Below are 19,047 nucleotides of genomic sequence, written 5' to 3'. Positions count from 1 at the left end.
AGCGTGGCCCCGGGGCGGGCGCCGCTCAGCTCTTCTTGCGCCACTGCTCGCGCCAGAGCTTGTCGAGCTGGGGGGCGAGCGCAGCGGGCGGCGTGCCCACCAGCCGGTTCCTGCCGCCGCGCTGCACCAGGCCGTAGATGCGGCCCGAGCCCTGGTCGTACAGGGCGATGGCGTTGTTGTCGTAGCAGTCGTGCGGCTTGCAGAAGGCATGCAGCAGGTAGCGCGTGCCGTCGACGGTCACCCATTGGGGTTCCGGCGCCGGGCCCTCGCGGCGCACCAGCCAGCGGTCGGTTTCGCGCGTGCCGAGTGCGGCGCGCCAGGCCTTCTGCATGGCCGGCCCCTGCGCGAGCGCGGCGGGGCTGCCTGTGGGCGGCGCCGGCTGCTTCGTTGGCACGGCGGCTTCGGCCGGCGGCGGCACGGCGCGCGCGGCGCCGTCGCAGCGCCAGTAGCGCAGCTTCATCATGTCGGGGCCGAGCTGGCCGGCAACGGGCTTTTCGGCGTCCAGCGTGATCGACTGGCCGCGCGCCTCGCGGTAGACCAGGAAGTTCAGGGCGCCGGCCTTGGGCACGCTGCTCATCAGCGCCACGTCGAAGTTGGGCGGGGGCGGGCTGTTGCCGAAGAAGCTGTGGGCCGTCTGCGGTGCGGTGCCGACCACGCGGCGCTTGCCGCTCTCGGCGATCAGCATGTCGGCGTGCACCTGCACGGTGGGTGCGGCGGCGTTGGCGCAGTCGGTGGACCAGCGCCCGCCGTATTGCGCCATCGCATCGGCGCCCAGGCCGGGCGATGCGGCCTGCGACCACGACACGGCCGGCAAGCAGGCGGCCATGCCGAGCAGGACGGTGGCCAGGAGCGCGCGGGACGGGGGCTTCTTCATTGTCATTCGGTGTGTCGTCAGATGTGTTTCTTCAGGCCGTCTTCGGCGCGGGTGTCTTGGGCTTGTAGTCGCAGAAGGTGGCGACCGCGCATTCCCAGCAACGCGGCTTGCGCGCGACGCAGACGTAGCGTCCGTGCAGGATGAGCCAGTGATGCGCGTGCAGCCGGTACTGCAGTGGGACGCGCTTCTCCAGCTTGAGTTCCACCTCCAGCGGCGTCTTGCCCGGCGCGAGCCCGGTGCGGTTGCCCATGCGGAAGATGTGCGTGTCGACCGCGATGGTGGCCTCGCCGAAGGCCACGTTCAGCACCACGTTAGCGGTCTTGCGGCCGACGCCGGGCAGCGCTTCCAGCTCGGCGCGGGTGCGCGGCACTTCGCCGCCGTGCTGCTCCACCAGCATGCGGCATGTCTCGATCAGGTGCCTGGCCTTGCTGCGGTACAGGCCGATGGTCTTGATGTATTCCTCCAGCCCCTCCACGCCGAGGTCGAGGATGGCCTGCGGCGTGTTCGCCACCGGGAACAGCTTGCGCGTGGCCTTGTTCACGCCCACGTCGGTGGCCTGCGCGGACAGCAGCACGGCGGCCAGCAGCTCGAAGGGCGTGGTGTATTCGAGTTCCGTCTGGGGTTCCGGGTTGGCCGCCTGCAGCGTGGCGAAGAAGAGCGGGATGTTTTCTTTTTTCATGGGGCGGAGGTCGGCGTTAGCGCAATATATCGTTGAAAGGCCAAAGCCTTACGCAGCTTTATTGCCCGCGGCTTTCGCGACAATGGCACCCCAGAAAGAGAGCCAAACCATGCAATTCGCCTCCCGACTCGACAACGTCGAGACCTCCGCCATCCGCGAACTCTTCAAGCTGCTGGGCAAGCCCGGCATCATCAGCTTCGCGGGCGGCTTCCCTGACAGCGCCATGTTCGACGTCGAGGGCCTCAAGGAGGCGAGCAACAAGGCACTCACCGAAGAACCCGGCGGCGCGCTGCAATACGGCGCCACCGAAGGCTACGAGCCGCTGCGCACGCAGCTGAGCGCCTTCATGAAGACCAAGGGCGTCGATGTCGACCCCTCCGGCCTGATCGTCACCACCGGCAGCCAGCAGGCGCTGGACCTGCTGGGCAAGACCATGATCTCGCCCGGCGACAAGGTGATCGTCGAGGGCCCGACCTTCCTGGCCACCATCCAGTGCTTCCGCTTGTACGGCGCGCAGCTCATCAGCGCACCCATCGACGCCAACGGCGTGAAGACCGACGAGCTCGAGAAGCTCATCGCCGAGCACAAGCCCAAGTTCGTCTACCTGATTCCCACCTTCGGCAACCCGAGCGGCGCCATGCTGAGCCTGGAGCGCCGCAAGAAGGTGCTCGAGCTGGCCGTCAAATACCAGACCCTGATCGTCGAGGACGACCCCTACGGCGACCTGTACTTCGGCGAAGCCCCGCCGCCGTCGATCATGGCCCTGAGCAAGGACGTGCCCGGCAGCCGGGAGCTGCTGGCGCACTGCGGCAGCCTGAGCAAGGTGCTGAGCCCGGGCCTTCGCATCGGCTGGATGATCGCCCCGCCCGAGCTGCTGGCCAAGGCCACCATGTGCAAGCAGTTCAGCGATGCGCACACCAGCACCTTCTCGCAAGCCACGGCGGCCCAGTACCTCAAGAGCGGCCGCATGCCCGCCACGCTGGCACACGTGCGCGAGGTGTACGGCCAGCGCGCGCAGGCCATGGGCAATGCGCTCAAGCGCGAACTGGGCGACGCGGTGAGCTTCACCCAGCCCAACGGCGGCCTGTTCTTCTGGGCGCGCCTCACGGGCGCCAACGGCAAGCTGGCCGATGCGAACGAATTGGCCAAGCGCGCCATCGAGAAGCTCGTGGCCTTCGTGCCCGGCGCTCCGTTCTTCGCCGAGAAGCCCGACGTGGCCACGCTGCGCCTGAGCTTCGCGACGGCCGATGTGGCCAAGATCGAAGAGGGCGTGAAGCGCCTGGGTCAGGCGCTGTAAATCACGGCGAGCGGTGCAGCCGGGGCGCTGCGAGCAGCTCCAGGTTGTCCGCAATGGCCGCATCCACGTTCGGATAGCGGCCTTTCATTTTCGAGAGCGTCATGATGGTCTGCAGCGCCTTCAGGTCCTTGACCGAGGGCGCGACCTTGATCTGCGCGATGGCTGCGGTGGGGTTGCCACCGTTGATCAATGCCATCACCTTGCTTGCCCAGTCGTTTGCGCGCGCCATGTCTTCACCTGCTTCCATTCGAAGCGCCGACTGTACACAGCGCGGCGGCCGCCGCCGCCAAGACCATCACGCGATATCCGCGAATCCCCCGAAGAAGGCGCTTGCGTTGGCTTCCAGGCTCTCGAGGTGATAGCCGCCTTCCTGCACGCGGTCCGGAATTTCCTGCGGGGTGCGCATCTGCCCGCGCGACAGGTAGCTGCGCGGGTGGTGCAGCAGTTGCTCCGGATGAAAGAAGGTCAGCATGGGTGAATCGGCATGGCCGCCGCGGGATCTGTTGCCTGGCAGCCATGGTAGCGAGCAAGATCGGTGCCCATCCGGGACATCAGGCGGTGCCGGATTCGGCGGCTTTCACATTGGTTACGATCACCCATGAGAAAAACCTTTCAGCTTCAGGTCGAGGGCAAGCACCCCGACCGTCTCCTCGAAGCCATCAAGCACGAGATCCGCAAGTACATCAAGCGCGAGCGGCGGCGCGAATTGCCCGAAGGCGCGGACTTCTGGGACTTCGACTGCAAGTTCGGCGCGGCCGAGGAATCGGCCGAAGTCGTCCACCTCTCGGCGATCACCGGCCTGATCGACGGCGTGGTCAAGGACGGCGGCAAGCAGTTCTATGTCGAGGTCGTGGCCAAGCCCGGCAAGCGCAAGCCGCGGCCCGCGGGCGAAGCCGCTCCCGCCTCTTCAGAAACCGAAGAAGACTGAGCCTGCCTCCGGTCTAGACCAGCGCCTGCGCCAGCCGCAGGCCGTAGCGCTGCTCGGCATCGTGCAGCGCACGCGCGATCGACGGGTGCAGCCGCACCCCGTTCCTCGATTGCGCATCCCTACGCTTCAGACCGCCTTCGCCCGGCAGCCGCACAGGCTTGGCCGGGTCGATCGGCGTGTTGGCGCGGCACTGCGCTGCCACGTGGTCCATCTGGCGCAGGAAGGCTTCCTTGCCGCCGAAGGCGTTCAGGTCGTGCAGCGTGATGTGCACCGTGGCGCCCCAGCCTTCGGGCGGGTCGGCCCGGCCGTGGCCCGCGAGGCCGGCGGTGAGCGTCTCGACCAGCAGCGCCATGCCGTAGCCCTTGTGGCCGTGGCTCAGGCCGCCCACGGGCAGCAGCGTGCCGGGCGGCTGGTCGAACAGCACCTGCGGGTCGTTCGACGGCTTGCCGGCGGCGTCGATCAGCCACTCCTCGGCGAAGGTCTCGCCGGCGGCGCGCTTGCGGTTGCTCATGCCGTTGGTGGTGATGGACGCCGAGATGTCGACCATCACGCCGCCCTGCGACAGCGGAAAGCCCATGGCCAGCGGATTGGGCGTGAACACGGCCTGCGTGCCGCCGAAGGGCGCGACGCTGGCGGTGTTGGGGTCGGAGCAGGCGAGCAGCATGAGCATGTCTTCCTGCAGCGCGCGCAGCATGTAGACGGCGAGGCAGGCGATGTGGTGGCTGCGGCGGATGACGAGCGAGGCGGTGCCCAGTTCGCGCGCGCGGGGCACCAGCAGGTCCATGCCCTGGTCCATGAGCCAGGGGCCGGGCAGTCGCTTGCCGTCCCACAGCACGGCGGCGGGGCGGTCGGACAGCACTTCGGGTGTGCCGTCGCGGGTCATGCCGCCCGATTCCAGTTCCTTCACATAACCAGCCAGCAGCGCGAGGCCGTGGGTGTCGTGGCCCAGCAGATCGCCTTCGACCAGGGTGCGGGCCACGCTGTCGGCCTTGGATGCTTCGAGCCCGGCTTTCTGGAGGAGGGCGCTGGCGTAGTCCTTGAGGGCGTCGGCGTTGTAGAGCGGGGTGGTGTCGGTCATGTTGTCTCGTCGTGTTGCTTGCTGTTGTTCAGGGCTTGTGCGCAGGCCATCGGGTACTCCACTCCGCGAATGTCCCCGGCGCCCTGCGCACATGGGCGCTTCCGTTGTGCCGGCCGATCAACCAGTGCACTGAACGATCACGCTGGCGGGGTGCTCTGCGCAGCGAAATAAAGGAGGAGGCCGCAGGCCGGGGGACATTCGCGGAGCAGAGTACCCCGTCGGCGGGAGCGCGCCCCGAGTCACGCCCCCAAAATCTCATCGCAGTATTTCGAGAACGCGGTCCAGCCCGCCTTCGTTGATCGCGACCATCGCCTGCTCGCGCACCTTCGGCTTCGCGTGGTAGGCCACCGAGAGACCGGCCTCGCCCATCATCGGCAGGTCGTTGGCACCGTCTCCGACGGCGATAGTTTCCTGCGGCGAGATGCCCATGAGCGACGCCACCTCCAGCAGCGTGCGGCGTTTCTCGGCGCCGTCGCAGATGTCGCCCCAGCTTTGCGTGACGACCTCGCCCGTGAGCTTGCCATCGGCTTCGTCGAGCAGGTTGGAGCGCGCGAAGTCGATCCCCAGGCGCTCCTTCACGCGATTCGCGAAGAAAGTGAAGCCGCCCGACACCAGCAGCACCTTGAGGCCGGCCTTCCTGCAGGCCGCGACCAGCTCGCTCGCGCCCGGGTTGAGCTTCAGCCGATCGTCGTACACCTGCTGCAACGCCTCGACCGGCACGCCCTCGAGCAGCGCCACGCGGCGGCGCAGGCTCTCCTTGAAGTCCTTGATCTCGCCGCGCATCGTGGCTTCGGTGATGGCCGCCACTTCGGCCTTCTTGCCGACCGCATCGGCGATCTCGTCGATGCACTCGATGTTGATCAGCGTCGAGTCCATGTCGAACGCGATCAGCTTGAAGTCGGCCAGCTTCAGCGGCGGCTTCACGCGCTGGAGAACCAGGCCGGGGGAGATTTCTTGAGTGGCGCTCATGCGGTGGCGGTTTCCTTGACGATGGGTTGGCCCAGGCTGCGCAGCACGTCGCGCACCAACTGGGCCCGGTCTTTCGGCTCTTTCAGTTCGCGCTCGATGCGCAGCTTCTCGTTGCCGGCGAGCTTGATGTGCTTGTTCTTCTGGATCAGCTGGATGATGGCCATGCCGTCCACCGGCGCGTCTTTCCTGAAGGTGATGTTGATGATGCCCGGCGCGGCATCGACCTTCACCACGCCGTAGGGCCGCGCCAGCACGCGCAGGCGGTGCGTGTCGATCAGCGTCTGCGCCTGCGGCGGCAGCTTGCCGAAGCGGTCGACGATTTCCTCAAGCAGCGTGTCGATCTGGTCGGGCGTCTTCGCGGTGGCCAGCTTCTTGTAGAACGACAGCCGCAGGTGCACGTCGCCGCAGTAGTCGTCGGGCAGCAGGGCGGGGGCGTGCAGGTTGATCTCGGTGGTGACCGACAGCGGCGACAGCAGGTCGGGCTCCTGGCCGGCCTTGAGCGCGCGCACGGCCTCGCTGAGCATCTCGTTGTAGAGCTGGAAGCCGATCTCCATCATGTTGCCGCTCTGGCTTTCGCCGAGCACCTCGCCGGTGCCGCGGATCTCCAGGTCGTGCATGGCCAGGTAGAAGCCGGAACCCAGTTCTTCCATCTGCTGGATGGCGTCGAGCCGCTGTGCCGCCTGCTTGGTCAGGCCCTCTGTGTCGGGCACCATGAGGTAGGCATACGCCTGGTGGTGCGAACGGCCGACGCGGCCGCGCAGCTGGTGCAGCTGCGCCAGGCCGAACTTGTCGGCGCGGCTCATCACGATGGTGTTGGCGGTCGGCACGTCGATGCCGGTCTCGATGATGGTCGAGCACAGCAGCAGGTTGTAGCGCTGCGCCACGAAGTCGCGCATCACGCGCTCCAGCTCGCGCTCGGGCATCTGGCCGTGGGCCACGGCGATGCGGGCCTCGGGCAGGATTTCCTCGAGCTTCTGGCGGCGGTTCTCGATGGTCTCGACCTCGTTGTGCAGGAAGTACACCTGCCCGCCGCGCTTGAGCTCGCGCAGCACGGCTTCGCGGATCACGCCGGTGCCTTCGTTGCGCACGAAGGTCTTGATGGCAAGGCGCCGCTGCGGCGCGGTGGCGATCACGCTCAGGTCGCGCAGGCCTTCCAGCGCCATGCCCAGCGTGCGCGGAATCGGCGTGGCGGTGAGCGTGAGCACGTCGACCTCGGCGCGCATGGCCTTCATCGCCTCTTTATGGCGCACGCCGAAGCGGTGTTCCTCGTCGATGATGAGCAGGCCCAGGTTCTTGAACTTGACCGACTGCGACAGCAGCTTGTGCGTGCCGACCACGATGTCGACCTGGCCCTCGGCCAGCCCCTTGGCGGCGGCGGTGATTTCCTTGGCGGAGCGGAAGCGGCTCATTTCCGCCACCTTCACCGGCCACTTGGCGAAGCGGTCGACCAGCGTCTGGTAGTGCTGCTCGGCCAGCAGCGTGGTGGGCGCAAGGAAGGCCACCTGCTTGCCGCCGGTGACCGCGATGAAGGCGGCGCGCAGCGCAACTTCGGTCTTGCCGAAGCCCACGTCGCCGCACACCAGGCGGTCCATGGGCTGGGGCGAGATCATGTCCTGCACCACCGCATGGATCGCGGCCTTCTGGTCGGCGGTTTCCTGGAAGCCGAAGTCGTTGGCGAACACCTCGTAGTCGGCCGGCGAATAGCGGAAGGCATGGCCCTCGCGCGCGGCGCGGCGGGCATAGATGTTGAGCAGCTCGGCAGCCGAGTCGCGCACCTGCTCGGCAGCCTTGCGCTTGGCTTTGTCCCACTGGCCGGAGCCCAGCTTGTGCAGCGGTGCCTCGTCGGCGCTGACGCCGGTGTAGCGGCTGATCTGGTGCAACTGCGACACCGGCACGTAGAGCGTGGCCTTGTCGGCGTACTCCAGGTGCAGCATTTCCTGCAGCAGGGGCTTGCCGTCGGGGCCGTTGCCCTGGCCCAGGTCCATGTGGATCAGGCCGCGGTAGCGGCCGATGCCGTGCGCGGTGTGGACCACCGGGTCGCCGACGTTCAGCTCCGACAGGTCCTTGATGAGCGCTTCGACGTCGCTGACCTGTTCCTGTTTCTTGTTGCGCCGGCGCGTGGTGGGCGCGGTGGCGAACAGCTCGGTCTCGGTGACGAGGTCGATGCCCTGTTCTCGCCAGGCAAAGCCCGACGCCAGCGCGGCGGTGGCGATGCCGACTTTTTCGTCGGCGGAGGCTTCGAATTCGGCCAGCGAGTCGAAGGCCGGCGGGTTCACGCCGCTGGCGCGCAGGAAGTCGAGCAGGCTCTCGCGGCGGCCGTCGCTCTCGGCGATCAGCAGCACGCGGTGCGGCGTCTTCGCGATGTGCGCCTTGAGGCCGACCAGCGGGTCTTCGGCGCCGCGCACCACGGCGAACGGCGGCAGTTTGTCGAACTCGGCGTAGGGCGCCTCGGTGGGCACGTCGCCACGGATGGCGAGCTGCGCATGGGGCTTGGCGCGCTGGTAGAACTGCTCGGCGTTCAGGAACAGCGCTTCGGGCGGCAGCGCCGGGCGTTCGGGGTCGCCCTGCACCAGCCGGTAGCGCTCGTTGGTGTCTTGCCAGAAGTGCTGGAACGCGGGCTCCAGGTCGCCGTGCAGCACCACGGTGGCGTCGGGGCCGAGGTAGTCGAACACCGTGGCCGTCTCGTCGAAGAACAGCGGCAGGTAGTACTCGATGCCGGCGGTGGCCACGCCGTTGCCCATGTCCTTGTAGATGCGGCTCTTGGTCGGGTCGCCTTCAAGCAGCTCGCGCCAGCGGCCCCGGAAGCGCCCGCGCGCGTCGTCGTCCATCGGGAACTCGCGGCCCGGCAGCAGGCGCACCTCGGGCACGGGGTAGAGGCTGCGCTGGGTGTCGGGATCGAAGGTGCGGATGGAGTCGATCTCGTCGTCGAACAGGTCGACGCGGAAGGGCACCGGCGAGCCCATGGGGAACAGGTCGATCAGCCCGCCGCGCACCGCATATTCGCCGGGGCTCACCACCTGCGTCACGTGGCTGTAGCCGGCCAGCGTGAGCTGGGCCTTGAGCTTCGATTCCTCGAGCTTCTGCTTGGCCTTGAAGTGGAAGGTGTAGCCGGCCAGGAAGGACGGCGGCGCCAGCCGGTAGAGCGCGGTGGTGGCGGGCACCAGCACCACGTCGGCTTCCTTCTGGCTGATGCGCCAGAGGGTGGCCAGGCGCTCGCTGATCAGGTCCTGGTGGGGCGAGAAGCTGTCGTAGGGCAGCGTCTCCCAGTCGGGGAACAGGGCGCAGCGCAGGTCGGGCGCGAAGAAGGCGATCTCGTCGATCAGGCGCTGGGCGTCGTTGGCATCGGCGGTGAACATCGCCGTGGCGCGCCCGGCGGCTTTCTCGCGCATGGCCAGCTGCGCCAGCAGCAGTGCATCGGCCGACAACGGGGGACGCGGCAGCGTGAAACGCTTGCCCGCCGTGAGGTGGGGGAGGTCCATGTAACGCTTAGGAAATGCACAACACCCCGCGCCGGCTGGCGAGGGGTGTGCGAGGGGCAATTCTAGAATGGCGGCCCTTCATCCGCTTGTCGGCCATTGGCCCGCCCGTACAGGACCTCATGTCTTCTTCCCGACTTTTCGTGCTGATTCCCTGCGCCGGCTCCGGCCATCGCGCGGGCCATGCGCAGTCCAGCCAGCCCAAGCAGTACCAGCGACTGGCCGGCCTGCCGATGGTGGCGCACACGCTGGAGGCCTTCCGGGCGCTGTCGGGCCGCTTTGCGGGGCTGGCGCTGGTGGTGTCGCCGGACGACCGCGATGTGGATGCCTCGCTGCCGCGCTTTCCCGCCGAGAACGAATACCTGCTGCGCGTGGGCGGCCTGACCCGGGCGGCCACGGTGCGCAACGGCCTGGCGGCGCTGCGGCAGAAGGGCGCCGGCGCGCACGACTGGGTGCTGGTGCACGACGCGGCGCGTTGCCTCGTCAGCTCCAGCCAGATCGAGGCGCTGATTGCCGCCTGCGAGCACGACGCCGTGGGCGGCCTGCTGGCTCACCGGCTGGCGGACACGCTGAAAGCGTCCACGACGGAAAGCCGCGTGGCCCAGACCCTGCCGCGCGCCGACAAGTGGCTGGCGCAGACGCCGCAGATGTTCCGCATCGGCATGCTGCTCGACGCGCTGGAGCGCATCGGCGACGCCGTGACCGACGAGGCCGGCGCCATCGAGGCCATCGGCCTGTCGCCGCTGCTGGTGCCGGGCAGCGCCCAGAACTTCAAGGTGACCTACCCCGAAGACTTCGCACTGGCCGAGGCCGTGCTGCTCGGCCGCAGGAAGGGCATGGCATGACGGGCGCTTTCAACATCCGCGTCGGCGAGGGCTGGGACGTTCACCAGCTGGTGGCCGGGCGCAAGCTGATCCTGGGTGGCATCGAGGTGCCGCACGTCACCGGCCTGCTGGGCCATTCGGACGCCGACGTGCTGCTGCATGCCATCACCGACGCGCTGCTGGGCGGCGCCGGGCTGGGCGACATCGGCCGGCATTTTCCGGACACCGATCCGCAGTTCCGCGGTGCCGATTCGTCGGTGCTGCTGGCCGAGGCGGCACGCCGGGTGCGCGCGGCGGGTTGGGAGATCGGCAACGTCGACAGCACCGTGATCGCCCAGGCGCCCAAGCTGGCGCCGCACATTCCGCTCATGTGCCAGCGCATCGCCGACACGCTGGGCGTGGCGCTGGAACAGGTGAACGTGAAGGCCAAGACGGCCGAGAAGCTGGGCCCGGTGGGCGAGGGCCGCGCGATGGAAGCGCGCGCGGCCGTTCTGCTCCACCGCTGAGGCGGCGGCGCTCAGGCCGGCTTCTTGCCGCCCTGCGACTCTCCGGGCTTGCCGGCCGCCGCCGGCATTGCGCGCGGCATCCGGATGTGGGCCGCGAGACCGCGCCCCGGCGTGCTGGTCAGCGCAAAGGTGCCGCCCATGCGCTCGATGTTCTTCGCCACGATCGACAGGCCCAGGCCCGCGCCGGCCGCCGAGGTGCGGGCGGTGTCGCCGCGGAAGAAGGGCTTGGTCAGCTGCGAGAGCAGGGCAGGCTCCACGCCCGCGCCGTGGTCTCGCACCTTGATCAGCACCGCGTCGTTGTTGGCTTGCGCCTGGATCGTCACGTCGGCCACGCCGGTGGAGGGCGTCTTGCCGTAGCGCCGCGCGTTCTCTACCAGGTTGGAGATCACCCGCGTGAGTTCGACCTCGTCGCCCAGCACGCGCAGGTCGGCGGGCACGTCGACGGTGATGTTCATCTCGTCGTAGTCCTGCACGGCGTAGGTGCAGGCGTCGACCACGTCGCGCAGCAGCACCGGGCGCGGATCGACATGGTCGGGCCGGGCGTAGTCGAGGAACTTGTCGATGATCGCGTCGAGCTGGGCGATGTCGGCGGCCATGTGGTCGCGGGCGTCCTCGTCGGCCACGCTCATCTCGGTTTCGAGCCGCAGCCGTGCCAGCGGCGTGCGCAGGTCGTGCGAGATGCCGGCCAGCATGATGGCGCGGTCCTGCTCGATCTTGGCGAGCTGGTCGGCCATGCGGTTGAAGCCGATGTTCACGGCGCGGATCTCGTTGGTGCGGGCGCGCTCGTCGAGCCGGTGGGCCTCGTATTCGCCTTCGCGCACCTGCATGGTCGCGCGCGACAGCTGCTTGAGCGGCAGGTTGATGAGCCGCGTGATCAGCGCCGCACCCGCCAGCGACAGCGCCATCGCCGTGCTCAGCCAGACCAGCCAGGTGCGTCCGCCCACCCGGCTGAAGCGCGTGGGGTCTAGCAGCAGCCAGTAGGTGTCGCTCTCGATGGTGAAGCCGATCCACAGGCCGGCTTCGTCGTTCACGCGGCTCGCCACCGTGGTGCCTTCGCCGAGCTGGTCGATCAGTTCCTCGGTCACGCGCAGGTCGAGCGCACCGCTGGTGTAGGGCTCGAAGCGGTCGTTGGGCTCGCGCGGCAGGATGCGCACGCCTTCCTGGTCGGCCAGAGTCTTGATCAGCGAGACCCGCGTGATCGCGTCCGAATACACCAGCGCCGCGCGCGTGAGGTTCACGAGCGAGGCGATCTGGTGCGCGGTCTGGATGGCACGGGGCTCGTATTCGAGCGAGCGGAAGGTCTGCAGCCAGGCGACCGTACAGCCGATCAGCAGCAGCGCGAGCAGGAAGAAGGTGCGCCAGAAAAGGCTGAAACCCAGCTTGAGGCCGGGCCGACGGTCACGGTGCGAACTCGCCTCGAGCGGGCTCGGCATCGTGACCTGTGCGCCGTCCTCCTGGACCAGGCCCTGTCTGGCGGGTTGGCCGATGGGCACCTTTCAAACGGGCGGTCAGGCCGTGCCGTCCGGCACGAACACGTAGCCCACGCCCCAGACGGTCTGGATGTAGCGCGGCGCGGCGGCGTCGGACTCGACCAGCTTGCGCAGGCGCGAGATCTGCACGTCCAGGCTGCGGTCGAAGGGCTCGAACTCGCGCCCGCGCGCCAGCTGGGCCAGCTTTTCGCGCGACAGCGGTTGACGCGGATGGCGCACCAGCGCCTTCAGCATCGCGAACTCGCCGGTGGTCAGCGAGAGTTCTTCGCCATCCTTCTTCAGGGTGCGCGAGCCGAGATCGAAAGCGAACGGGCCGAAGGTGACGGTCTCGTTCTCCGTGGAAGGGGCGCCGGGCGCCTCGAGCGGCGGACGGCGGCGCAGCACGGCGTGCACGCGGGCCAGCAGTTCGCGCGGGTTGAAGGGCTTGCCGAGGTAGTCGTCGGCGCCGACTTCGAGGCCGACGATGCGGTCCACGTCCTCGCCCTTGGCGGTGAGCATGATGATCGGCGTGCGGTCATTGGCGGCGCGCAGGCGGCGGCAGACCGAGAGGCCGTCTTCGCCGGGCATCATCAGGTCGAGCACGATCAGGTCGACCGTGTCGCGCAACAGGATGCGGTTGAGCGCCTTGCCGTCCTCGGCCACGATCACTTCAAAACCTTCCTGCGTCAGGTAGCGGCGCAGCAGGTCGCGGATGCGGGCGTCGTCGTCGACGATCACGATCTTGTCGGTGCGAGCGGGAACTTGAGTCATTTCTACAACGATGAATTTGTAACAGGGCCGATTCTGAAGGCGTTGAGCACCCGTTGAGCCAGATTTACTTATGGTTTGACACTAAGTTACAAAACTTGCGGACGCTCGCGGTCTGGTCACCAGCCGTACGCGTTGAGGTGGCAAAGTCACTGCTGCCTTATGACTTTCGCTCAATGAGACAACCATATTTCGCCCGGTCATTTCTTGTCGCCTGTGCGTGTGCGCCGCTGTGGGCGCAGGCGGTTCCCGGCAATTTCCTGAGGGTGGGCGAGGTGCGCCGCAGCGAGGTTCGCGATGCCGTCGCGGCCCATCGGGCCGGGCAGCGCGAAGAGGTCCGCCGCGAGGAAGCCATGGCCGGCCGGCGGCTGACGGCCGCCGAACTGTTCGAGCTGCGCCAGCAGGTTCGCGGCCAATGGACCCCGCCCGCCGCGGGTGCATTGGTCAATTCGGCAGAATCGCAGCCGGCCGAGCGGATCGCACCGGCACCGCCGACCGCGGCCCGCCCGCTGACGTCTCCAAGCAGCCAACGCCGCTGAGGCGTTCCGGCGGGCCAGCCGGATGGCCTGCCGGCCTCGGCTTGTCTTTCATACCAACTGGGGAGAACTACACCTTGAAATCCATCAAATTGCTCGCGGCCTGCGCGGCCCTGGCCATGGCCGGCACCGCCATCGCGCAAAGCGTCGTCACGCCCGCGCCGCAGAACGTGCTGCAGCTGTCGGCGGCCGGAACGGTCGAGGTGCAGCAGGACATGCTGAGCATGACGCTCACCACCACCCGCGACGCCGCCGATGCCGCCACCGTGCAGACGCAGCTCAAGGCAGCGCTCGACGCCGCCCTGAGCGAGGCCAGGAAGACCGCCCAGCCGGGCCAGCTGGACGTGCACACCGGCAATTTCAGCCTCTCGCCGCGCTACACCAAGGACGGCAAGATCAACGGCTGGCAGGGCTCCACCGAGCTGGTGCTCGAGGGCCGCGATTTCCCGCGCATCACCCAGACCGCCGGCCGCATCAGCACGCTGAGCGTGGGCAATGTCGGTTTCGGCCTGAGCCGCGAGCAGCGCGCCAAGACCGAGGCCGAGGCGCAGGGCATCGCCATCGAGAACTTCAAGCAGAAGGCTGCCGAACTGGCCAAGGGCTTCGGCTTCGGCGGCTACACGCTGCGCGAGGTGTCGGTGAACGCGAGCGACAACGGCCCGCGCCCGCGCATGATGGCGATGCAGGCGAAGGCGTCGTTCTCTTCCGATTCGGCCGTGCCGGTCGAGGCCGGCAAGACCAGCGTGGTCGTGAACGTGTCGGGTTCCGTGCAGCTCAAATAAGAAGGCTGCGTACCGCCGGGCTACCCTTTACTGGGCAGTCCAGCCGCCGTCCATGGCCCAGGCAACACCCCGGACCTGGTCGGCCGCCGGCGAGCACAGGAACACGGCCAGGCCGCCCAGCTGCTCGACGGTGGTGAACTGCAGCGAAGGCTGCTTTTCGCCCAGCAGTTCGTTCTGCGCCTGCGCGGGCGTGATGCCTTCGCGCGCCGCGCGGTCGTCGATCTGCTTTTGCACCAGCGCCGTGAGCACCCAGCCGGGGCAGATGGCATTGACGGTGACGCCGGTGGTCGCGGTTTCCAGCGCGACCGACTTGGTCAGGCCGACGATGCCGTGCTTGGCCGCCACGTAGGCCGACTTCTGTGCCGACGCCACGAGCCCGTGGGCGGAGGCGATGTTGATGACGCGGCCCCAGTTGGCCTCGCGCATCGCCGGAATCGCCAGCCGGGTCGTGTGGAATGCGCTGGTGAGGTTGATCGCGATGATGGCGTCCCAACGTTCGGCGGGAAAGTCCTCGACCTTGGCCACGTGCTGGATGCCGGCGTTGTTCACGAGGATGTCGACGCGGCCGAACTTCGACGCGGCGAACTTCATCATGTCCTCGATCTGCGTGGGCTTGCTCATGTCGGCCCCGTGGTATTCGGCGCGAACGCCCAGCGCCTCGATCTGCGACCTTGGGGCCTCGGCGTCGCCGAAACCATTGAGCACGATGTTCGCGCCCTGCTGCGCGAGCGACTTGGCGATAGCCAGGCCGATGCCGCTTGTGGACCCCGTGACAAGCGCGGTTTTGCCTTTGAGCATGTAGATCAATCTCCGGATGAATTAGGATGCGACGAGACAATTATCCGCACCAGGACGACTTCGTTTTCATGACCGAACCGACGCTTCATTACGTGGCGTGCGACGACGCCCAAGGCGGCCATCGCATGGCCTATTGGCAATGGGGCGACGCACGCAGTGCGCACGTCGTCGTCTGCGTGCACGGCCTGACCCGGCAGGGGCGCGATTTCGACTTGCTGGCACAGGCCATCGTGGCACGCGCCGGCGGCAACGTGCGCGTGGTCTGCCCCGACGTGGTCGGGCGCGGACGCAGCGACTGGCTGCGCGATCCGTCCTTCTACCAGGTGCCCGTCTACGCGGCCGACATGGTGGCTCTGGTGGCGCAGCTGCATCGCGAACAGCCCATCGACACGCTCGACTACATCGGCACCAGCATGGGCGGGCTGATCGGCTTCGTGCTCGCGGGGCACAAGGAGCTGCCCCTGGCCCGGCCGATCCGCCGGTTCGTCCTGAATGATGTCGGCCCGACCATCGAGCCTGCTGCTGTGCAGCGCATCGGCGCCTACGTGGGCAAGAGCGGCCGCTACGAAAGCGTGCAGGCAGCGGCCGATGCCATGTGGGCGCTGTCGACCACTTTCGGGCCGCACACGCCGGAACAATGGCTGGCGTTGTCGCGGCACATGGTTGTGCCGGCGTCCCGGCGCACGGCCGACGGCTCGGCCAAGGTCGAGGCAAGCGGCGAGGAGGGCAGTGAAGAGGGCGGCTGGCTGTTGCACTACGACCCCGCCATCGGCGTGGCTCTGCGGGCCATCACTCCCGAGGCCGCGGCGCAGGGCGGCGCGATCATGTGGGGCCTGTACGACGCCATCGAGGCGCGCACGCTCATCACGCGCGGCGCCGTGTCCGATCTGCTGTCGCGCGAAACCGCGCAAGCGATGACGCAGCGCGGCCCGCACGCCGCGCTGGTCGAGTTCGAAGGCGTGGGCCATGCGCCGACCTTCGTCGACCCCGCACAGATCGCCGTCGTCACCCGCTTCCTCTTCGATTGAGTGAAGAAGCGTGAAGCGCGATTCCTCGAGCCTCCAGACGGCGCCCGTGACCGACGCGGCCATGGTCGACTATCCGTTGTCCGCCGCAACAGCCGAGCGCTCGCCGGTGATGGAGAACATGCTGGCGCGTGCGCGCGCATTCGCCGAGCCGCTGATTGCCGATGAGAAGCTGGACACGGGCGAAAACACGCTCGCGCATGCCGATGCGGTGGCCGCCATCGTCGCGAAGATGGGCGGTTCCGAGGCGATGCAGGCGGCGAGCTACCTGGTCTATGCCTGCCAGCACCTGAACCGTCCGCAGGAAGTGATCGCCAAGGTGTTCGGCGACAACTTCGCGGCGCTCGCCGTCGAGACGACCAAGCTGGTGCGCGTGCAGGAACAGGCGCGCTCGGCCTCGCAGGGGAACCACGCCGAAGGCGCGGGCGCGCAAACGGAAAACGTGCGCAAGATGCTGCTGGCGTTCTCGCGCGACTTGCGCGTGGTGATGCTGCGGCTGGCTTCGCGCCTTCAGACCCTGCGGCATGCGGCGGCAAGCAAGCAGCCGGCGCCCGAAGGTGTGGCGCGGGAGTCGCTGCAGGTGTTCGCGCCGCTGGCCAACCGGCTGGGCATCTGGCAGGTGAAGTGGGAGATCGAGGATCTTTCTTTCCGCTTCCTCGAGCCCGAAACCTACAAGCTGATCGCGCGGCTGCTCGACGAGAAGCGCATCGAGCGCGAAGGGCACGTCGAGCAACTGCGCTCGCAACTGGAGCGCGAACTGCAGGCCGAGGGCGTCAAGGCCACGGTGCAGGGGCGGCCCAAGAACATCTACAGCATCGTCAAGAAGATGCGCGGCAAGTCGCTCGACTTCGCGCAGGTCTTCGACATCCTCGCGCTGCGCGTGGTGGTGCCCGACGTAAAGGACTGCTATGCGGCGCTGGCCTGGGTGCATTCGCACTTCCAGCCCATCGACGAGGAGTTCGACGACTACATCGCGCGGCCGAAGCCCAACGGCTATCAGTCCCTGCACACCGTGGTGCGCGAGCTGGTCGACGGCAAGCCGGGCAAGCCCATCGAGATCCAGATCCGCACCGAGGAAATGCACGACCATGCCGAGCACGGCGTGGCCGCGCATTGGGCCTACAAGGAAGCTGGCCACAAGGGCTATGCGGGCGTGTGGGCGAGCGGCGAGTACGACGCCAAGATCGCGGTGCTGCGGCAACTGCTGGCGTGGGAGCGCGATCTGTCCGGCGGGCTGCAGGGGCAGGGCCTGTTCGACGACCGCATCTACGTACTGACGCCCGATGCGGCGATCGTCGAGCTGCCGCAAGGTGCGACGCCGGTCGACTTTGCGTACACCGTGCACACGACGCTGGGCCATCGCTGCCGCGGTGCGCGTGTCGACGGCGCGATGGTGCCGCTGAACACGCCGCTGTCGAACGGGCAGACGGTCGAGATCATCGCCGCCAAGGAAGGCGGGCCGTCGCGCGACTGGCTCAACGCCGAGCTTGGTTATCTCGCCAGCCATCGTGCGCGCGCGAAGGTGCGCGCATGGTTCAACGCGCAGATCACGCACGAGACTGTGGCGCGTGGGCGCGAGGCGGTCGAGAAGCTGCTGCAGCGAGAAGGCAAGACGGCGGTGCGGCTGGAAGACCTGGCTTCGCAGCTGGGCTTCAAGTCGGCGGACCATCTGTTCGAAGTCGTCGGCAAGGACGAGTTCTCGCTGCGCAACATAGAGACGCTGTTGCGTCCGCCGGAGCCGGCGCCTGGGCCGGACGACGGCGTGCTCATCAAGAAGGCGCGCGGCAGCGAGAAGTCGGGCAAGGGCGGCGTGCTGGTGGTTGGCGTGTCTTCATTGATGACGCAACTGGCCAAGTGCTGCAAGCCGGCGCCGCCGGATGCGATTCGCGGCTTCGTCACGCGCGGGCATGGCGTCAGCGTTCACCGCAGCGATTGCAGCAACTTCCGCACGATGGCGGCCAAGGATGGCGAGCGCGTCATCGATGTCGAGTGGGGTGCTCCCAAGAAGGGGGGCGACGTACCCGTATATGCGGTGGACGTGGCCGTGGAAGCGGCCGACCGCCAGGGTCTGCTGCGCGATATCTCCGATGTCTTTGCGCGCGAGAAGATGAACGTCATCGGCGTGCAGACGCAATCGATCAAGGGCACGGCGTGGATGACGTTCACTGTTGAGATCGCCGACGCCGCGCGGCTCACGCAGGTGCTTGGCGTGGTCACTGCAGTAATTGGTGTGCGATCTGCACGTCGTCGCTAAAAAGTGCCATTTCTCCTGCTACAATAGCTGCTTCTCGGACACATCCTTAGGCGCGTAGCTCAGCTGGTTAGAGCACCACCTTGACATGGTGGGGGTCGTTGGTTCGAGTCCAATCGCGCCTACCAATTTTCCCTCTGAAGAAGACCAGTCTTCAGGCCCACAGGGAAAATTTGAAAACTGCAGCTGCCTAGAAAAGCAGCCTGCAACTTTTCTTTCTTGCCGCCGTGATGGCACCCTCAATTCATCTCGCACAGATCCGACATCAGCGTTCGGATGTTTGCGTCATGCAGTCTGGTTTTGGAAGACCTCGGCCTTGTTGTTGTGCTACCTTGAGGGCTCTGAAATTTCATTCCAATTTTCTTGATTAGCGATCCGATACATACGCGATCAACGCTGGTTGATCCGGCTCATGGCGAGAAACGTCTCGCGGCGCTGATGAGGCAGGCTCCTCTCGAGTTTGCACGCGCTGTCTACGGCATCAACGACCACTCGAGCGGCCGCACCGACACCATGGCCGCACGCGAGGTGGCGCGTGCACAACGCCAGGGTATGCCGGTGACCGAAGAGCGGGCTGAACAGCGTGCGCGCGCCTATCTGCCTACCGCCGGGCAGGAGCACTGCCCGCGCTGCTGGGTTGTCTACGGGCAGAAGAATCCGCTGCGTTTTCGTGATACCGCCGCAGAGCGGCCCGAAACCGCGCTCTGCCACGCGTGCGGCGCGGAGTACGCAACATCGCCGGATTGAACAATGTGCGGCGCGCGGTCAGGGTAAACCTTGTCGCGAT

The 19,047-nt window shown here is 67.5% G+C and carries 19 protein-coding genes and 1 tRNA gene; 10 read left to right on the top strand and 10 right to left on the bottom strand.

Annotated elements, in window-relative coordinates:
• Positions 1 to 25: 25 nt before the first annotated feature.
• Both AC1RVW_RS08690 and nth read right to left on the bottom strand, forming a co-directional pair.
• Positions 26 to 880: an Ivy family c-type lysozyme inhibitor gene (locus AC1RVW_RS08690; protein ID WP_493199306.1), complete on the bottom strand. Its 855-nt coding sequence runs from the start codon at positions 878 to 880 to the stop codon at positions 26 to 28.
• 25 nt (positions 881 to 905) lie between these two features.
• A complete protein-coding gene (nth, locus tag AC1RVW_RS08685) occupies positions 906 to 1,553 on the bottom strand; it encodes an endonuclease III (RefSeq protein ID WP_081267288.1) in 648 nt (215 codons plus the stop codon).
• A 109-nt stretch (positions 1,554 to 1,662) separates the two neighbouring features.
• On the opposite strand from nth, the gene AC1RVW_RS08680 reads away from it, so the two are divergent.
• Positions 1,663 to 2,850 (top strand): aminotransferase-like domain-containing protein, encoded by a 1,188-nt coding sequence (locus AC1RVW_RS08680; protein WP_237680200.1) that lies wholly within the window; start codon positions 1,663 to 1,665, stop codon positions 2,848 to 2,850.
• 1 nt (position 2,851) lies between these two features.
• Here the strand turns inward: AC1RVW_RS08680 and AC1RVW_RS08675 are convergent, their stop codons facing one another.
• Positions 2,852 to 3,079, bottom strand: coding sequence for a hypothetical protein (locus AC1RVW_RS08675; protein ID WP_081267286.1), 228 nt, complete (start codon positions 3,077 to 3,079; stop codon positions 2,852 to 2,854).
• Between the two features lie 66 nt (positions 3,080 to 3,145).
• Complete coding sequence (locus AC1RVW_RS08670; RefSeq protein WP_493199386.1) at positions 3,146 to 3,322, bottom strand: hypothetical protein; 177 nt, start codon at positions 3,320 to 3,322, stop codon at positions 3,146 to 3,148.
• 126 nt (positions 3,323 to 3,448) lie between these two features.
• On the opposite strand from AC1RVW_RS08670, the gene AC1RVW_RS08665 reads away from it, so the two are divergent.
• The gene (locus AC1RVW_RS08665; protein WP_493199303.1) at positions 3,449 to 3,778 is read left to right on the top strand and encodes a DUF6172 family protein; all 330 of its coding nucleotides are present in this window, start codon (positions 3,449 to 3,451) and stop codon (positions 3,776 to 3,778) included.
• A 13-nt stretch (positions 3,779 to 3,791) separates the two neighbouring features.
• On the opposite strand, the gene AC1RVW_RS08660 is transcribed toward AC1RVW_RS08665, so the two are convergent.
• The 3 genes from AC1RVW_RS08660 to mfd form a co-directional block, all read right to left on the bottom strand.
• Entirely contained in the window at positions 3,792 to 4,856 is a 1,065-nt protein-coding gene (locus AC1RVW_RS08660) for an Ldh family oxidoreductase (protein ID WP_493199301.1), read from the bottom strand.
• A gap of 255 nt (positions 4,857 to 5,111) precedes the next feature.
• Entirely contained in the window at positions 5,112 to 5,825 is a 714-nt protein-coding gene (serB, locus tag AC1RVW_RS08655; RefSeq protein WP_493199299.1) for a phosphoserine phosphatase SerB, read from the bottom strand.
• A complete protein-coding gene (gene mfd / locus AC1RVW_RS08650) occupies positions 5,822 to 9,304 on the bottom strand; it encodes a transcription-repair coupling factor (RefSeq protein WP_106934704.1) in 3,483 nt (1,160 codons plus the stop codon). The genes serB and mfd overlap by 4 nt, the downstream gene beginning before the upstream one ends.
• A gap of 119 nt (positions 9,305 to 9,423) precedes the next feature.
• On the opposite strand from mfd, the gene ispD reads away from it, so the two are divergent.
• On the top strand, positions 9,424 to 10,146 hold the full coding sequence (ispD, locus tag AC1RVW_RS08645; protein WP_493199297.1) for a 2-C-methyl-D-erythritol 4-phosphate cytidylyltransferase: 723 nt from the start codon (positions 9,424 to 9,426) through the stop codon (positions 10,144 to 10,146).
• Positions 10,143 to 10,631 carry a 2-C-methyl-D-erythritol 2,4-cyclodiphosphate synthase gene (ispF, locus tag AC1RVW_RS08640; RefSeq protein ID WP_081267279.1) on the top strand — a complete coding sequence of 163 codons (489 nt, stop codon included), beginning with the start codon at positions 10,143 to 10,145 and terminating at the stop codon, positions 10,629 to 10,631. Before ispD ends, ispF begins: the two co-directional genes overlap by 4 nt.
• Before the next feature lie 11 nt (positions 10,632 to 10,642).
• On the opposite strand, the gene AC1RVW_RS08635 is transcribed toward ispF, so the two are convergent.
• A complete protein-coding gene (locus tag AC1RVW_RS08635; protein ID WP_081267293.1) occupies positions 10,643 to 12,064 on the bottom strand; it encodes a sensor histidine kinase in 1,422 nt (473 codons plus the stop codon).
• Positions 12,065 to 12,139: 75 nt separating this feature from the next.
• The gene (gene ompR / locus AC1RVW_RS08630) at positions 12,140 to 12,871 is read right to left on the bottom strand and encodes an osmolarity response regulator transcription factor OmpR (protein ID WP_007837017.1); all 732 of its coding nucleotides are present in this window, start codon (positions 12,869 to 12,871) and stop codon (positions 12,140 to 12,142) included.
• 53 nt (positions 12,872 to 12,924) lie between these two features.
• Here ompR and AC1RVW_RS08625 point away from each other — a divergent pair, with 53 nt between their 5' ends.
• Positions 12,925 to 13,407: a hypothetical protein gene (locus AC1RVW_RS08625; RefSeq protein ID WP_493199294.1), complete on the top strand. Its 483-nt coding sequence runs from the start codon at positions 12,925 to 12,927 to the stop codon at positions 13,405 to 13,407.
• Positions 13,408 to 13,481: 74 nt separating this feature from the next.
• On the top strand, positions 13,482 to 14,186 hold the full coding sequence (locus tag AC1RVW_RS08620) for an SIMPL domain-containing protein (RefSeq protein WP_493199292.1): 705 nt from the start codon (positions 13,482 to 13,484) through the stop codon (positions 14,184 to 14,186).
• Between the two features lie 27 nt (positions 14,187 to 14,213).
• Here AC1RVW_RS08620 and AC1RVW_RS08615 read toward each other — a convergent pair whose 3' ends face one another.
• On the bottom strand, positions 14,214 to 14,984 hold the full coding sequence (locus AC1RVW_RS08615; RefSeq protein WP_409195364.1) for a 3-hydroxybutyrate dehydrogenase: 771 nt from the start codon (positions 14,982 to 14,984) through the stop codon (positions 14,214 to 14,216).
• 26 nt (positions 14,985 to 15,010) lie between these two features.
• Here AC1RVW_RS08615 and AC1RVW_RS08610 point away from each other — a divergent pair, with 26 nt between their 5' ends.
• The 4 genes from AC1RVW_RS08610 (at position 15,011) to AC1RVW_RS08595 (ending at position 19,007) form a co-directional block, all read left to right on the top strand.
• The gene (locus AC1RVW_RS08610; RefSeq protein ID WP_409195365.1) at positions 15,011 to 16,012 is read left to right on the top strand and encodes an alpha/beta fold hydrolase; all 1,002 of its coding nucleotides are present in this window, start codon (positions 15,011 to 15,013) and stop codon (positions 16,010 to 16,012) included.
• A gap of 61 nt (positions 16,013 to 16,073) precedes the next feature.
• Positions 16,074 to 18,263, top strand: a complete 2,190-nt coding sequence (locus AC1RVW_RS08605) for a RelA/SpoT family protein (RefSeq protein ID WP_234382854.1) — start codon at positions 16,074 to 16,076, stop codon at positions 18,261 to 18,263.
• Positions 18,264 to 18,311: 48 nt separating this feature from the next.
• Positions 18,312 to 18,388, top strand: a tRNA-Val gene (locus AC1RVW_RS08600).
• Positions 18,389 to 18,623: 235 nt separating this feature from the next.
• A complete protein-coding gene (locus tag AC1RVW_RS08595; protein WP_493199289.1) occupies positions 18,624 to 19,007 on the top strand; it encodes a hypothetical protein in 384 nt (127 codons plus the stop codon).
• Positions 19,008 to 19,047 lie beyond the last annotated feature (40 nt).

The sequence above is a fragment of the Variovorax sp. MPBD4-3 genome (assembly GCF_058809745.1).
The sequence above is the reverse complement of the archived record's forward strand: the minus strand, read 5'-3'. Positions and strand labels throughout refer to the sequence as shown.

Bases quoted from the DNA above. Each gene is read 5' to 3' on its own strand.
- AC1RVW_RS08690 (WP_493199306.1), bottom strand. From the start codon at position 880: ATGACAATGAAGAAGCCCCCGTCCCGCGCGCTCCTGGCCACCGTCCTG.
- nth (WP_081267288.1), bottom strand. From the start codon at position 1,553: ATGAAAAAAGAAAACATCCCGCTCTTCTTCGCCACGCTGCAGGCGGCC.
- AC1RVW_RS08680 (WP_237680200.1), top strand. From the start codon at position 1,663: ATGCAATTCGCCTCCCGACTCGACAACGTCGAGACCTCCGCCATCCGC.
- AC1RVW_RS08675 (WP_081267286.1), bottom strand. From the start codon at position 3,079: ATGGCGCGCGCAAACGACTGGGCAAGCAAGGTGATGGCATTGATCAAC.
- AC1RVW_RS08670 (WP_493199386.1), bottom strand. From the start codon at position 3,322: ATGCTGACCTTCTTTCATCCGGAGCAACTGCTGCACCACCCGCGCAGC.
- AC1RVW_RS08665 (WP_493199303.1), top strand. From the start codon at position 3,449: ATGAGAAAAACCTTTCAGCTTCAGGTCGAGGGCAAGCACCCCGACCGT.
- AC1RVW_RS08660 (WP_493199301.1), bottom strand. From the start codon at position 4,856: ATGACCGACACCACCCCGCTCTACAACGCCGACGCCCTCAAGGACTAC.
- serB (WP_493199299.1), bottom strand. From the start codon at position 5,825: ATGAGCGCCACTCAAGAAATCTCCCCCGGCCTGGTTCTCCAGCGCGTG.
- mfd (WP_106934704.1), bottom strand. From the start codon at position 9,304: ATGGACCTCCCCCACCTCACGGCGGGCAAGCGTTTCACGCTGCCGCGT.
- ispD (WP_493199297.1), top strand. From the start codon at position 9,424: ATGTCTTCTTCCCGACTTTTCGTGCTGATTCCCTGCGCCGGCTCCGGC.
- ispF (WP_081267279.1), top strand. From the start codon at position 10,143: ATGACGGGCGCTTTCAACATCCGCGTCGGCGAGGGCTGGGACGTTCAC.
- AC1RVW_RS08635 (WP_081267293.1), bottom strand. From the start codon at position 12,064: ATGCCGAGCCCGCTCGAGGCGAGTTCGCACCGTGACCGTCGGCCCGGC.
- ompR (WP_007837017.1), bottom strand. From the start codon at position 12,871: ATGACTCAAGTTCCCGCTCGCACCGACAAGATCGTGATCGTCGACGAC.
- AC1RVW_RS08615 (WP_409195364.1), bottom strand. From the start codon at position 14,984: ATGCTCAAAGGCAAAACCGCGCTTGTCACGGGGTCCACAAGCGGCATC.
- AC1RVW_RS08610 (WP_409195365.1), top strand. From the start codon at position 15,011: ATGCGACGAGACAATTATCCGCACCAGGACGACTTCGTTTTCATGACC.
- AC1RVW_RS08605 (WP_234382854.1), top strand. From the start codon at position 16,074: ATGGTCGACTATCCGTTGTCCGCCGCAACAGCCGAGCGCTCGCCGGTG.